Origin of the sequence: Exiguobacterium sp. s123, from assembly GCF_018617075.1 — a bacterium.
GTDB classification, from domain to species: Bacteria; Bacillota; Bacilli; order Exiguobacteriales; family Exiguobacteriaceae; genus Exiguobacterium; species Exiguobacterium profundum.
Genome location: NZ_JACSJL010000001.1, coordinates 340,260 through 353,496, shown reverse-complemented (window position 1 = coordinate 353,496; position 13,237 = coordinate 340,260). Strand labels below are relative to the sequence as shown.

The following is a 13,237-nucleotide window of genomic DNA, read 5'->3' as shown; positions in this document are numbered from 1 at the left end:
AATTTAGAATGAGTGCAAAAGTATTAGTAGTGGATGACGCAGCGTTCATGCGTATGATGATCAAGGACATTTTGACAAAGAATGGATATGACGTAGTAGGTGAGGCAGAAAACGGCGCGGACGCTGTCGCGAAATACCGTGAACTCACACCGGATCTCGTCACACTTGATATCACGATGCCTGAGATGGATGGACTCGCAGCATTGAAAGAAATTCGTAGCTTCGACTCGAATGCGAAAATCATCATGTGTTCAGCGATGGGACAACAAGCGATGGTCATCGATGCCATTCAAGCTGGAGCAAAAGACTTCATCGTCAAGCCTTTCAATGCAGAACGTGTCATCGAAGCAGTTTCTAAAACGGTCGCACAATGAAGAAATGGTGGTTGATTATTCTCCTCGTGGTCGGGCTCTCTGCTCCGGCCACGGTTGAGGCCGCCACCGTAGACCAACAATTCGAGCAACAACAGACAGATGAACAGGAAAGTAACGTTCCAACGACAGCGTCAACCATTGGCAATGGCGTGAAAGTCGTGTTGAGTCTCGTGGTCGTGGTCGGCGGATTTATCGTCTTGATGCGTTGGCTCAGTTCTAAAACACAAGGCGTGAAAGCGACTCAACATATGAAACATCTCGGAGGCGTCCCGCTCGGAAAAGACCGTTCCGTCCAGCTCGTGAAGCTCGGTGACCAAGTGTATGTACTCGGTGTCGGCGATTCGATTCAACTGATCGATCGACTCGATGCGGACACGATCGAGGAAGAGCAAACGGAATCCTTGTCACTCCGAACGTCAAATTCGAATGCATTTTTAGACACCTTTAAGAAACAACTCGCTCAGCTAGAAGAAGTGAGGAAGAAATCATGACGACGTTTGAGCAATTGATCAATTTAGAAACACCGGACAGTACGTCGACATCCATCAAGCTTTTGATTTTGTTGACATTGCTGACGCTCGCACCATCCTTTTTAATCTTGATGACTTGCTTTACCCGTGTCGTGGTCGTCTTGTCATTCATTCGACCGGCACTCGGTACACAGCAAACGCCACCGAACCAATTGATTGTCGGATTGGCACTATTCATCACACTGTTCGTCATGTCTCCGGTTCTCTCGGATTTGAACGAGAACGCATTGAAACCGTACCTCGATGACAAAATCTCACAAGATGAGGCGTTCGATGAGGCAAGTGGGACGATGAAGGAGTTTATGTCGAAATATACAAGACAAGAAGATTTACAACTGTTCTTAAAGTATGGGAACTACGAGCAGCCGGAGACACTTGATGATGTGCCGCTCCTCGCTTTGGTGCCTGCTTACGCGATCAGTGAGTTGAAGACCGCTTTCCAAATCGGCTTCATGATTTTCTTACCGTTTTTGATCATTGATATGGTAGTCGCAAGTGTCCTCATGTCGATGGGGATGATGATGCTTCCACCGGTCATGATTGCACTGCCGTTTAAATTATTGTTGTTTGTATTGGTCGATGGCTGGCACTTGATTGTGGAATCATTGCTTAGAAGTATGTAGGGGGAACGGACATGACACAAGAAATGGTCATCTATTTGGCGACAGAGAGTGTGTGGACCTTATTAAAAATATCAATGCCACTTCTGCTCATCTCACTGATCGTCGGTCTCGTGATCTCGATTTTACAGGCCACGACTCAAATTCAAGAACAAACGCTATCGTTCGTTCCGAAAATTATTTCGGTCTTCATCGGTCTCGTCATCTTTGGACCGTGGATGCTTCAACAGATTGAAGGATTCACGCGTTTGATCTTTGAGTTGATGGTTGAGGTTGCATCGAAATGAATGCGGTCGACTTCATCAGTATGTATGGGTTAACGTTCGCACGACTGTCTGGCTTTTTTGTCAGTGTCCCGTTGTTCTCGACGAGACAATTACCGGTCATGCACCGCGTCGGATTCAGTGCGTTTTTAGCGTATTACGCGATGTTCACACTGACCGAGCCAATCCAGATGACGAATGCGTTCGTCCTGCAAGTTGTCTATGAAGTCATGATCGGACTTTTACTTGGACTGTTAATCAACATCCTATTTTTTGCACCACAAATTGCCGGTGGGGTCATTGATTTACAGCTCGGATTAGCGATGGCTTCGGCATATGATCCGATGTTTGGCGGTCAATCGCCATTGATTGGACGATTTTATTATATTTTTACGCTGTTCATTTTGTTAACGAGCAACCTGCATCTTCTGCTGATTGATGGCATTTATTATAGCTTTCAAATCTATCCGCCTGGTCAACCGATGATCAACTTTACCGAAGCCTCTTTGATGATGGCCGTGAAAGTCGTCACCATGACCATGATGGTCGCGTTGCAATTGGCGTTGCCGATGATGGCTTCCTTGCTCCTTGTTGACTTAGCTCTCGGATTTTTAGCGAAGTCAGCGCCACAGTTCAATATCTTTGCCATCGGATTTTCATTTAAACTCATCGCCGGCTTTGCCGTCATGGTTTTATTGATGGGACTGACATTGACAGGGATCAGTCAGTTCATCCCGCTATTACAAGAAGTGATGCACGACTTTATGCTCATATTAGGAGACGCCTCATGAAGAAGCCTCTATATCCTTTATCGGTCAATCTACAGTTTTTTGCAGGCGAAAAGACAGAAAAAGCGACGCCGCGTAAACGGGAAGACTCCCGAAAGAAGGGGCAAGTCGCCAAATCAGCCGATTTGACTGGAGCGTTCGCACTTTTTGCGATGTTTCTCATGTTATCTTTTTTCGGTCCCGTGATTGGGCAACAATTGCTTGCTTTAATCAGCGATTTACTCAGTCCAGAGTATTTATTGTTTAATGTGACGGGCGGCATGTCGGATATGGTCGTCGACTTAATGCTCCGTGTCGGTCTGATTTTGGCTCCGTTTTTTATCGTCGCCGTTGTGTTTGGGATTCTTATCAATTACCTACAAATCGGAACGTTATTTTCTTTAGAAGCCATTCAACCAAAGCTTGAGCGAATCGACCCGATCAAAGGGGTCAAACGCATCGTCAGCATGAAAGCGGTCGTCGAATTTTTAAAGTCCTTATTCAAATTGTTAATCATCCTGACAACCGCTGTCGCTGTCCTTTGGAAAAATCAGAAAGAACTGTCCCGGATGGCCGTCGAACAAGTTCGTGAGTCGATTGTCGCACTCGCGAGTATCACGATTGAACTCGGTCTTTGGGTAAGTGTTGCCTTGCTCGCACTTGCACTACTCGATTTTTTCTACCAACGATTTGACTTCGAAAAATCGATCCGAATGTCTAAGCAAGATATAAAAGATGAGTACAAAAATACGGAAGGTGACCCACTCATCAAATCCAAAATCAAACAGCAACAACGGGAAATGGCGATGCGACGGATGATGCAAGAGATACCGAATGCCGATGTCGTCATCACGAACCCGACCCATTACGCGGTCGTCATTCGATATGATGACACGAAAGATTTTGCGCCGCTCGTGGTCGCCAAAGGGGTCGACCGGGTCGCCTTTCATATTCGAGATGTCGCAAAAGAACATGACGTGGCCATTGTTGAAAATAAACCACTCGCGCGCGCGCTATATGCGCAAATCGACATCGGTGAAGTGGTAGACGAATCGTTTTATCAAGCCATTGCGGAAGTACTGGCATTCGTCTATCAAATGAAGCAACCGTTTTGAGGAGGAGTATGTGTTGGCAGTAAAAGCGAAAGACTTTGCAATTTTGATTGGTGTGTTGATGATTGTCATCATGCTGATCATCCCGCTACCGGGGTTTTTATTAGACTTTTTAATCATCGTAAATATTTTGATCGCCATCATGATTCTACTTGTGGCGATGAATGCCCGGGAAGCACTTGACTTCTCCGTATTCCCTTCTCTCTTATTGATTGTGACGTTGTTTCGTCTCGGTTTGAACGTATCGACGACCCGTTCGATTTTATCAAAAGGCTACGGAGGGGAAGTTATCGAGACGTTCGGTGATTTCGTCATCGGTGGAAATGTCCTTGTCGGATTTGTCGTCTTTCTGATTCTTGTCATCATTCAATTCGTCGTCATCACGAAAGGAGCAGAGCGTGTATCGGAAGTATCTGCTCGCTTCACACTCGATGCGATGCCGGGGAAACAGATGGCCATCGATGCCGATTTGAACTCTGGTTTAATTGACGACAAAGAAGCCCAGATGCGTCGCCGTAAAATTCAAAGCGAGGCGGACTTCTATGGATCAATGGACGGGGCATCGAAGTTCGTTAAAGGAGATGCCATCGCTGGTATTATCATCGTTACGATCAACTTGATCTTCGGGATTATCATCGGTGTCGTTCAAATGGGATTACCAGTTGGAGAAGCGTTCCAAACGTTCTCACTCATGACAATCGGGGATGGCTTGGTCAGTCAAATCCCAGCACTTTTGATTTCGACCGCGACCGGGATCATCGTGACCCGTGCCGTCTCGGATGGAAACTTAGGGGAAGACGTAATCGACCAGCTCGGTCAAAACCCATCACTCCTTTATATCGCCGGGTCGATTGTCTTCATGCTTGGTTTTGTATCACCGCCCCTACTTCCTGTGACGATGATCATTGCCGGAACGGCATTCTTCGGCGCCTACACGATGCGTCGAAATATCCGTCAGGCAACGGAAGAGCCGATGCTCGAAGAGGAACCATCGACAGCGCCGACAGAATCAGTCGTCTCGCTGTTGCAGATTGACTCGATTGAATTTGAATTCGGGTATGGCTTGATTCCGCTTGCAGATGAGTCTCAAGGCGGTGACTTGTTAGACCGCGTTGTCATGATTCGTCGTCAACTCGCACTCGAGCTCGGCTTCATCTTACCGACGGTCCGGATTCGCGATCACTTGCAGTTATCACCGAACGCATACCGAATCAAAGTCAAAGGGAACGTCGTTGCAGAGGGAGAGCTATTGCTGGATCATTACTTGGCGATGAGCCCGGGCATCGAAGACCCTGAGGTATATGGAATTGAAACAACGGAACCAGCATTCGGTCTTCCTGCCCTTTGGATTGATGAAGAAACACGAACTCGGGCAGAAATGAGCGGGTATACCGTCGTTGATCCGCCTTCTGTTGTCGCGACTCACTTGACCGAGACGTTGAAGAAACATGCGGCAGATTTACTCGGTCGGGAAGAGACGAAACAACTCGTCGAGCACCTGAAAGAGACGCATCCGGTTCTCGTAGAGGACGTGACGCCGTCAGTCCTTTCGATTGGCGAAATTCAGAAAGTGTTGCGCCACTTACTCCAAGAAAGTGTTTCCATTCGAAATTTGCCGCTTCTGTTTGAGACGATGGCAGACTACGGAAAAGTGACGAAAGATGCGGAAATCTTAGGAGAGTATTGCCGTCAAGGCTTGTCCCGTCAATTGACCGATCAAGTCAAACCACCTGAAGGTCCCCTTTACGTCGTGACACTCGGCGGACAGACGGAACAGACGGTGCAAGATGCGGTTCAGAAAACGGAGTTTGGGAACTATTTGGCGCTCGACCCAGAGCAAGCTCGAGAGATTATCGAGCGCACTGGCGAACAACTGTCGATGTTTGAACGATATGGGGCATCGGCTGTGATTTTATGTTCCCCAACGATTCGTCTGTTCGTTCGTCAATTACTCGAACGGTATTATCCAGATGTGCCGGTATTGGCTTATAACGAATTACTCAGTTCCGTCGAAGTGAAAAGTATTGGGGTGATTTAACATGCAGATTAAAAAGTTTACGGCGAAGACCATGGCTGATGCGATGGCGAAAGTGAAACAAGAGCTCGGAGACGAAGCGGTCATCCTCAACTCACGACAAGTGAAGACAGGATGGTTCGGTCTCTTTGCGTCAAAGCAAGTGGAGGTCATCGCAGCCCTCGAAAAAGAGCAAGTCGTCACAAAGCCACGACAGCCTGTCCCTGTTCGGACAGCACCAACACCATCACAACCTGTCATCCCGCAAACACCACCACGTGTGATTGGAGGAGCGGCACCGAGACTACACGCCTCGTTGCAACATGTCGAATCGCTGCTCTCGACAGAATCCTTTGCCGATGAGTCGTGGGAGGAAACGCTGAACGAACTATACTACACGACAAAATCTGTAGAAGAAGCTGAACGTTTCGTTTACGAACAAGTCAAATCGTCGTTCATTGAACCGCCTGAAGCGAAGCGATATGTTATGGTCGTTGGACCGACGGGGGTCGGCAAGACGACCACGCTCGCCAAACTTGCGGCGCACTTCAAGCTGACGGAAGGCAAAACGGTCGGATTGATCACGACCGACACGTACCGAATCGCTGCCATCGAACAGTTGAAGACGTATGCTGAAATCATGAGTATTCCGGTGGAAGTGGCATATGACTTTCATGACTTCAAGCGTGCCAAGCAATTGTTTGCTCGTAAAGACATCGTGCTAATCGACACGGCGGGACGAAATTTCCGCGATCCGGCTTACGTCGAACAGTTTCATGAACATCACGACTTCACTGAAACAAGCCTTTCGCTCGTTTTGAGTTTGACATCCAAAACGAAGGACATGGATATGATCTATTCGCAATTCGAGTCATTGCCTCTTAGCTCACTCATTTTTACGAAGGCGGACGAGACAAGTGATATCCACGCGATGTACCGCATGGTGAAAAAGAGCGGTCTTCCGGTCTCCTGGATGACAGACGGCCAAGAAGTGCCGGACGATCTGATTCGGGGGAATGCGGACGCACTGACGAAACGACTGTTTGAGAAAGAAGGGTGGGCAAGATGGACCAAGCAAGGCGTTTAAGAGCAATCAATGATGCCCATCCGACGACAATCGCCTTTGCGAGTGGGAAAGGTGGGGTCGGAAAGACGAACGTCTGTGTAAACACGGCCATCGCCCTAGCTGAACTCGGAAAACGGGTGTTGATTGTCGACTTTGACATCGGTATGGCCAATGTGCACATCTTGATGAATGCCATGAAGTCCAGAACGATGATCGAGACCGTCAAAGCTCGTATTCCATTGGCTGCAGCTGTTCAGAAAAATGTATATGGTGTCGATATATTACATGGAGGGAGTGGGCAGGACCAACTCGTCCATCTCTCAGATGATGACATGCAATTTCTCATGCGAGAACTCGAAGTATTGACCGAATATGATTATGTCCTGTTCGACATGGGGGCTGGAGCGACGGACACCTCACTCCAGTTCATCGCGGGGTGCGATGAGATGTTCTTGATTTTGACTCCAGAACCTACCTCGCTCATGGACGGTTATGCATATACGAAACTGGTGCACCATCAGTACCCGGACTTGCCGCTTGGCGTCATTGTCAACCGAGCCCAGTCCGGTGAGGAAGCCCTTCAATGTTTCGAACGGATGGAAGTCGCATGTAAACAGTTTTTAAATAAGACGATTCGATTCCTCGGCTTTCTACCAGACGACTCATCTGTCAGAAAGGCAGTCATCGCCCAAGTCCCGTTTTATCAATACAACCGAAAGAGTGATATTAGCTGGCGCCTCGAACGAATTTTGACAACGCTTACGGGTACGCCTCCAAAACCACGTCACTTGATGGACCGTTTGATGGGGAACTTACGAAAACAGTGGAACCGAGTATAACGACAGGGAGGCAAATGAGATGGACGTGAATGAATACTTAGGGTTGTTTTTAGATGAATCCCAAGAACATATCCAATCGATCAACACACAGTTACTTAAATTAGAACAATCGGGTGGGGCGGATGTTGTACAGGAGATCTTCCGGTCCGCGCACACGCTAAAAGGGATGTCTTCGACGATGGGGTACGAACGCGTTGCCAACTTGACACATGAGATGGAGAGCGCGCTCGACCTCGTCCGTGGCGGCAAAAAGGAAAGTAACCAACTCTTGTTGGATACGATGTTCATCGCCATGGAACAGATGGAAGACATGATTGCGGACATCGAGAGCGGAGGACAAGGCGCGAACGTGGATGTATCAGAAACGGTCGCCGCATTCCAATCCTTCATCGGTGGGAAAGAAGTCGCAGTCGAAAAAACGTCAGAGACGAGCACGTTTGAGATTGATCTATATACGAACTCGGTCATCGAGCAAGCCAAACAGACAGGCTTTGAGGCGTATCAAATCACAGTCAAACTGTCTGACGCGGTCGTCTTGAAAGCGGCCCGTGCGTATATGGTATTCGATCGCCTTCAAGAACTAGGTGAGGTCGTCAGCACACATCCGGAGACAGAAGAAATCGAACAAGAGCAATTTGACTTATCGTTCGACGTCTTATTCTTGTCACAAGAGACGGCAGAAGTGATTGAACATGCCATCGCTCAAGTCTCGGAAGTGGAGCGCGTCGAAGTCAATACGTATACAGAAACAGCGGTCAGTGAGCCAGAAGTCGCTGTGACAGCGGAGACGATTGCACCTGAACCTGTCGTTCAAGCTACCTCGGACAAGGAAGAAGCGAAAGATACGAAAGAGCAAGTAGCCGCTCAAGCACAAGCAAAAACGATTCGCGTCAACTTAGAACGAATTGATCGTCTGATGAACTTATTTGAAGAGTTCATTATCGACCGTGGACGACTTGAGCGCCTGGCGGACGAAGTCGGTCAACCAGAATTGAATGAAACGGTCGAAAAAATCAAGCGGGGAACGAACGAGTTACAATCACTCGTCTTAACCCTCCGGATGATGCCAATCGAACAAGTGTTCAATCGCTTCCCACGAATGGTGCGTTCGGTCGCAAAAGAGATTCATAAAAAAGTCCAGTTGGACATTTCAGGTGCTGAAACAGAACTCGATCGCACGGTCATCGATGAAATTGGCGATCCGCTCGTCCACTTGATCCGTAACGCCATCGATCACGGCATCGAACGTCCGGAAGTACGTCTTCAAGCCGGAAAACCGGAGCAGGGCATGCTTGCACTCCGTGCGTATCACGGCGGAAACCGAGTCTTCATTGAAATCGAGGACGACGGTGCCGGCATCAACGTCGACAAGGTTCGCTCGAAAGCGTTGGAGCGCGGCGTGATCACAGATGAAGAAGCGACGACGATGTCTGAGAACGAATTGGCGATGCTGATCTTTGCTCCGGGCTTCTCGACGGCAGACGTGGTCACTGACTTGTCAGGACGCGGTGTCGGACTCGATGTCGTCAAAAATAAAATCGAGTCACTCGGTGGCGTCGTTTCTTTAGAGACGGTTGCGGGACAGGGCACGAAGTTCCAAGTCAGCTTACCGCTCACCCTCTCGATCATCTCGGCGATGCTCGTTCAAGTGGGAGAGGAATCGTATGCGATTCCATTGACATCGATCCTTGAGACGACATTACTTGATGAAGCGGACATTTTGACAGCACACCGTGAGCGAGTCTTCGACTTCCGTGGTCAACTGGTCCCACTCGTCTACATGAAAGAAATGTTTGGCATCGAATCAGAGACGAAGTCGCAATTCCCGGTCGTCGTCGTTCGAAAAGGCAACAAACTCGTCGGCGTCGTCGTCAACGATTTGATCGGTCAACAAGAAATTGTCATGAAACCGCTCGGTACGTATCTTGAAGGGATTCCAGCTATCTCTGGTGCGACCATTCTTGGTGACGGTCGCGTCGCCCTTATCGTAGATAGTAACGATCTCTTTTAAGGAGGAATATTGATGGAACAGAAATGGGTAGTCTTTTCACTTGAAGAAAATACGTATGGGATCGACGTACAGTCGGTCCGTTCAATCGAGCGACTTCAGCCGATCACACGAGTGCCGAACGCACCGTCACATGTGAAAGGGGTCATCAACCTTCGTGGTGTCGTCACGCCGGTCATCGACCTTCGCTTGCGACTCGGCTACGAAGAAATCGAACCAACGGATGAAACGCGCATCCTGATCGCCTCGTTGAATCAAGGAGATGCCGGATTTATCGTCGACCGTGCGAATGAGGTCGTGGAAAGCGATGAAGTACGAATCGAACCGATTCCGGAATCGAGCCGCGATATGCTCTCGGCACATCTGACAGCCATCGCAAAAGGAGAAGATAAACTCTTCTCCTTACTCGATGCGAATGCGTTGTTTGAGGAACAGTATGCTGAGTGAGTTTGAACAAGACCTGTTAAAGGAACTGGGAAATATAGGGTCTGGACATGCGGCGACTGCCTTGTCGGCAATGCTTTCGAAACCGGTGAACATTACCGTGTCTTCTGCCGAAATGGAACCGATCACCTATTTACCAGAGCGAGTCGGCGGTCCGGAACGACATGTTGCCTCGGTCTTGTTGGAATTAGATGGTGATATTCGTGGAATGATCCTCATTTTGTTCGCCGTGGAAGATGCCGAGCAAATGGTTTCGACCTTGATTGGGATGCCATATTCATTTGATTCTTTTGATGAGCTCGGCCAATCGGCTTGGGAAGAGGTCGGGAATATTATGAGCGGTGCTTATGCGCGAGCGCTAGGTGACTGGTTACAGACACCGATTATGATTCAAGTGCCGGCAACGGCCATCGATATGGCAGGTTCGATTGTTGAATTTGTCGTCACGTCTGTACAACCTGAGGAAGACGCGGCGCTCTATATCGACACGACATTTATGATTGATCAAAAAGTAAGTGCAGGACATGTGTTGTTCCTACCAACACATGGGTCGCTCAAACGGATTCAAGAACGGTTGCTTGGCAATGGCTGATGTATTAAAAATCGGCATTGCCGAATGGAAGCAGACGACCGCACCAAATCGGTTACGTACAGCCGGACTCGGGTCATGTGTGGGTGTCATTTTATATGACACCCGCCTCCAATTGGCAGCGATGGCACATGTCATGTTGCCGGACTCGACGATTGCTCGTAAGAACCAGACGATTGAAGTAGGAAAATACGCAGATACAGCCATTGATACACTCGTGCATTCATTGAAACGAGAAGGGGCCACGCGGCTTCAAGCAAAGATGGCAGGCGGCGCTCAGATGTTTCAGTTTAAATATGAGAACGAGGCGATGCGAATCGGTGAGCGAAACGCCGAGGCCATCCGCCAAGCATTAAAAGTCCATCGTATTCCGCTCGTGGCAGAAGATTGTGGCGGACATAACGGGCGGACAATCGAGTTTGATGTCGCAACATCTGTCTTATCGATTCGGACGGTGAGCGTGGGTACGAAAGAACTATAAGGGGGGATCGACATGACGACTCATCTTACACAGTTGTGGGATCGCTGGAATATGGACCGTGATATGGATACAGCAAACGAATTACTAGCACATTACGAGTTTCTCATCCACTACCACGTACAACGGATGATCGTGACGCTTCCAAAGAGCGTCGAACGCGACGAATTGAAAAGTTTGGGTTACATGGGATTGTACGATGCCCTTATGAAATATGATCCAGAGCACAATAATAAATTTGATACGTATGCTGCGTTTCGGATTCGTGGAGCCATTATCGACGGTTTACGAAAAGTGGATTGGTTACCTCGGTCGGTTCGAGAAAAAGTGAAAAAAATCGATCAGGTGGCAGAACAGCTTGAACAGTCGTTACATCGTGCTCCAACGAAGAGCGAGTTAGCTTCGGCATGCGACTTACCGATTGCAGAAATCGAACGAACGATGGCGGAAGGGTACTTTGCCAATATGTTGTCGATTGATGAGGCCGTGACGTTGCAAGAAGAAGGAAAAGTCATGTCTGTCACGTATTTCGACCCGGATTCTGAAAAGCCAGAAGATACGTTGTTGCAACGCGAATTGATTGATGTGCTGGCAGCAGAAGTCGACCATTTATCCGAAAAAGAACGACTCGTCGTCTCTTTGTTTTACTTTGACGAACTGACGTTGACGGAGATTGGGGAAGTGCTCGAACTGTCAACATCACGGATTTCGCAAATTCATTCCAAAGCGTTGAAGACATTAAAACACGCGCTCGGTCGGTCCTATTTAGAAGAAAAGACATCGTAAGGAGATGAACAAGTGTATATTGTATATGTGATCACAGCTTGTTTGGTTGCTTACGGTTTTTTATTCGGCTACCGACAAGTCCAAGCGCTGCAGGAACGAGTCGAACGGCTCGAACGAGAGAAGCAAGAGACCGAAACGTTGCTTCTTTCATTCATGGAGTCGATGAACGACCTCGTTGTTCAAGAACCCGTTGAACGTTCGAACGTGGTTCAACAGGAAGAAGCTTCATCGCTCCCTGTCAATGAGTCCGTTCAAACGGTCGTAGAGGCGACAGAAGAGACGACCCCGTCCGCGTCAATCGACGTGGACGATGTCTTGTTGCGACATTCCGTGCGGGACGCTGCCCGTATCCTCGGAAAAGGCGAGGGCGAGCTTGCGCTTTATGCGAAACTTCGTAAAAAGTGAGAGTTGCCGGATTTCGTGACATATGCTATAGTAATTCTCGGTGTTAAACACATCACACACGTCTCGGGATGATATTCCTCGGTGCCGAAAGGTCGGAATACAACAATGAACGAGGCGGAGGACTTTTTTAAACCACAAGGAGGAAATTTATCATGGCAGTAATTTCAATGAAGCAATTGCTTGAAGCTGGTGTACACTTCGGTCACCAAACACGCCGTTGGAACCCAAAAATGGCGAAATACATCTTCACAGAGCGTAACGGGATCTACATCATCGACCTTCAAAAGACGGTCAAAAAAGTAGACGAAGCTTACAACTTTGTTCGTGAACTCGCGGCAGAAGGCGGAAACGTCCTCTTCGTTGGTACGAAAAAACAAGCTCAAGATACAATCAAAGAGGAAGCAATCCGTTCTGGGATGTTCTTCATTAACGAGCGTTGGTTGGGTGGAACACTCACTAACTTCTCAACAATCAAAAAGCGTATCAACCGCTTGAAGCAACTCGAAAAAATGGAAGAAGACGGCACGTTCGAAGTACTTCCTAAGAAAGAAGTCATCATCTTGAAGAAAGAAATGACTCGTCTTGAGAAGTTCCTCGGCGGAATCAAGGACATGCCTGGTGTGCCTGACGCCCTCTTCATCGTTGACCCACGTAAAGAGCGTATCGCAATCGCGGAAGCTCACAAATTGAACATCCCAATCGTTGCGATTGTCGACACAAACTGTGACCCAGACGAAATCGATTATGTAATCCCAGCGAACGACGATGCAATTCGTGCAGTTAAATTGCTCACTTCGAAGATGGCTGATGCAATCATCGAAGCGAAGCAAGGTGAAGAAGAAGTTGCTGAAGAAGCTGTAGCGACAGAAGCTGAAGCTACAGAAGCTGAGTAATCAGTGAGACAATAGGTGATAAAGGGAAAGCCTTTTATCACCTTTTTTT

Annotated in this window: 16 protein-coding genes; all 16 read left to right on the top strand. The window is 48.2% G+C overall.

Translation table 11 applies throughout. The annotated features are described in order from the left end of the window. Positions 1–8 precede the first annotated feature (8 nt). The 16 genes from KNO72_RS01835 (at position 9) to rpsB (ending at position 13,188) form a co-directional block, all read left to right on the top strand. Positions 9–374 (top strand): response regulator, encoded by a 366-nt coding sequence (locus tag KNO72_RS01835; protein WP_015881400.1) that lies wholly within the window; start codon positions 9–11, stop codon positions 372–374. After that, a complete protein-coding gene (locus tag KNO72_RS01830; protein ID WP_214757109.1) occupies positions 371–865 on the top strand; it encodes a flagellar biosynthetic protein FliO in 495 nt (164 codons plus the stop codon). The genes KNO72_RS01835 and KNO72_RS01830 overlap by 4 nt, the downstream gene beginning before the upstream one ends. Next, positions 862–1,527, top strand: coding sequence for a flagellar type III secretion system pore protein FliP (gene fliP, locus KNO72_RS01825; RefSeq protein WP_015881402.1), 666 nt, complete (start codon positions 862–864; stop codon positions 1,525–1,527). The genes KNO72_RS01830 and fliP overlap by 4 nt, the downstream gene beginning before the upstream one ends. Before the next feature lie 11 nt (positions 1,528–1,538). Next, positions 1,539–1,811 carry a flagellar biosynthesis protein FliQ gene (fliQ, locus tag KNO72_RS01820; RefSeq protein ID WP_015881403.1) on the top strand — a complete coding sequence of 91 codons (273 nt, stop codon included), beginning with the start codon at positions 1,539–1,541 and terminating at the stop codon, positions 1,809–1,811. Further along, positions 1,808–2,578 carry a flagellar biosynthetic protein FliR gene (gene fliR, locus KNO72_RS01815; protein ID WP_147537295.1) on the top strand — a complete coding sequence of 257 codons (771 nt, stop codon included), beginning with the start codon at positions 1,808–1,810 and terminating at the stop codon, positions 2,576–2,578. Before fliQ ends, fliR begins: the two co-directional genes overlap by 4 nt. Further along, a complete protein-coding gene (gene flhB, locus KNO72_RS01810) occupies positions 2,575–3,669 on the top strand; it encodes a flagellar biosynthesis protein FlhB (RefSeq protein ID WP_214757108.1) in 1,095 nt (364 codons plus the stop codon). Before fliR ends, flhB begins: the two co-directional genes overlap by 4 nt. Positions 3,670–3,682: 13 nt before the next feature. Beyond that, on the top strand, positions 3,683–5,704 hold the full coding sequence (gene flhA, locus KNO72_RS01805; RefSeq protein WP_256440172.1) for a flagellar biosynthesis protein FlhA: 2,022 nt from the start codon (positions 3,683–3,685) through the stop codon (positions 5,702–5,704). A gap of 1 nt (position 5,705) precedes the next feature. Further along, complete coding sequence (locus KNO72_RS01800) at positions 5,706–6,767, top strand: flagellar biosynthesis protein FlhF (protein WP_214757107.1); 1,062 nt, start codon at positions 5,706–5,708, stop codon at positions 6,765–6,767. Beyond that, positions 6,746–7,585: a MinD/ParA family protein gene (locus KNO72_RS01795; RefSeq protein ID WP_015881408.1), complete on the top strand. Its 840-nt coding sequence runs from the start codon at positions 6,746–6,748 to the stop codon at positions 7,583–7,585. Before KNO72_RS01800 ends, KNO72_RS01795 begins: the two co-directional genes overlap by 22 nt. A 19-nt stretch (positions 7,586–7,604) precedes the next feature. Continuing rightward, positions 7,605–9,596, top strand: a complete 1,992-nt coding sequence (locus tag KNO72_RS01790) for a chemotaxis protein CheA (RefSeq protein ID WP_214684474.1) — start codon at positions 7,605–7,607, stop codon at positions 9,594–9,596. 12 nt (positions 9,597–9,608) lie between these two features. Continuing rightward, positions 9,609–10,040, top strand: coding sequence for a chemotaxis protein CheW (locus KNO72_RS01785; RefSeq protein WP_015881410.1), 432 nt, complete (start codon positions 9,609–9,611; stop codon positions 10,038–10,040). Next, complete coding sequence (locus KNO72_RS01780) at positions 10,030–10,629, top strand: chemotaxis protein CheC (protein WP_015881411.1); 600 nt, start codon at positions 10,030–10,032, stop codon at positions 10,627–10,629. The genes KNO72_RS01785 and KNO72_RS01780 overlap by 11 nt, the downstream gene beginning before the upstream one ends. Further along, positions 10,622–11,107 carry a chemotaxis protein CheD gene (locus KNO72_RS01775; protein ID WP_031421691.1) on the top strand — a complete coding sequence of 162 codons (486 nt, stop codon included), beginning with the start codon at positions 10,622–10,624 and terminating at the stop codon, positions 11,105–11,107. Before KNO72_RS01780 ends, KNO72_RS01775 begins: the two co-directional genes overlap by 8 nt. A 12-nt stretch (positions 11,108–11,119) precedes the next feature. Next, complete coding sequence (locus tag KNO72_RS01770; protein WP_159562099.1) at positions 11,120–11,890, top strand: FliA/WhiG family RNA polymerase sigma factor; 771 nt, start codon at positions 11,120–11,122, stop codon at positions 11,888–11,890. Between the two features lie 12 nt (positions 11,891–11,902). After that, positions 11,903–12,295 (top strand): hypothetical protein, encoded by a 393-nt coding sequence (locus tag KNO72_RS01765; protein WP_074037229.1) that lies wholly within the window; start codon positions 11,903–11,905, stop codon positions 12,293–12,295. A 152-nt stretch (positions 12,296–12,447) separates the two neighbouring features. Next, positions 12,448–13,188, top strand: coding sequence for a 30S ribosomal protein S2 (gene rpsB, locus KNO72_RS01760; protein WP_015881415.1), 741 nt, complete (start codon positions 12,448–12,450; stop codon positions 13,186–13,188). Positions 13,189–13,237 lie beyond the last annotated feature (49 nt).

Bases quoted from the DNA above. Each gene is read 5' to 3' on its own strand.
- KNO72_RS01775 (WP_031421691.1), top strand. From the start codon at position 10,622: ATGGCTGATGTATTAAAAATCGGCATTGCCGAATGGAAGCAGACGACC.
- KNO72_RS01790 (WP_214684474.1), top strand. From the start codon at position 7,605: ATGGACGTGAATGAATACTTAGGGTTGTTTTTAGATGAATCCCAAGAA.
- KNO72_RS01835 (WP_015881400.1), top strand. From the start codon at position 9: ATGAGTGCAAAAGTATTAGTAGTGGATGACGCAGCGTTCATGCGTATG.
- flhB (WP_214757108.1), top strand. From the start codon at position 2,575: ATGAAGAAGCCTCTATATCCTTTATCGGTCAATCTACAGTTTTTTGCA.
- rpsB (WP_015881415.1), top strand. From the start codon at position 12,448: ATGGCAGTAATTTCAATGAAGCAATTGCTTGAAGCTGGTGTACACTTC.
- KNO72_RS01780 (WP_015881411.1), top strand. From the start codon at position 10,030: ATGCTGAGTGAGTTTGAACAAGACCTGTTAAAGGAACTGGGAAATATA.
- fliQ (WP_015881403.1), top strand. From the start codon at position 1,539: ATGACACAAGAAATGGTCATCTATTTGGCGACAGAGAGTGTGTGGACC.
- KNO72_RS01830 (WP_214757109.1), top strand. From the start codon at position 371: ATGAAGAAATGGTGGTTGATTATTCTCCTCGTGGTCGGGCTCTCTGCT.
- KNO72_RS01795 (WP_015881408.1), top strand. From the start codon at position 6,746: ATGGACCAAGCAAGGCGTTTAAGAGCAATCAATGATGCCCATCCGACG.
- KNO72_RS01770 (WP_159562099.1), top strand. From the start codon at position 11,120: ATGACGACTCATCTTACACAGTTGTGGGATCGCTGGAATATGGACCGT.
- fliP (WP_015881402.1), top strand. From the start codon at position 862: ATGACGACGTTTGAGCAATTGATCAATTTAGAAACACCGGACAGTACG.
- KNO72_RS01800 (WP_214757107.1), top strand. From the start codon at position 5,706: ATGCAGATTAAAAAGTTTACGGCGAAGACCATGGCTGATGCGATGGCG.
- KNO72_RS01785 (WP_015881410.1), top strand. From the start codon at position 9,609: ATGGAACAGAAATGGGTAGTCTTTTCACTTGAAGAAAATACGTATGGG.
- fliR (WP_147537295.1), top strand. From the start codon at position 1,808: ATGAATGCGGTCGACTTCATCAGTATGTATGGGTTAACGTTCGCACGA.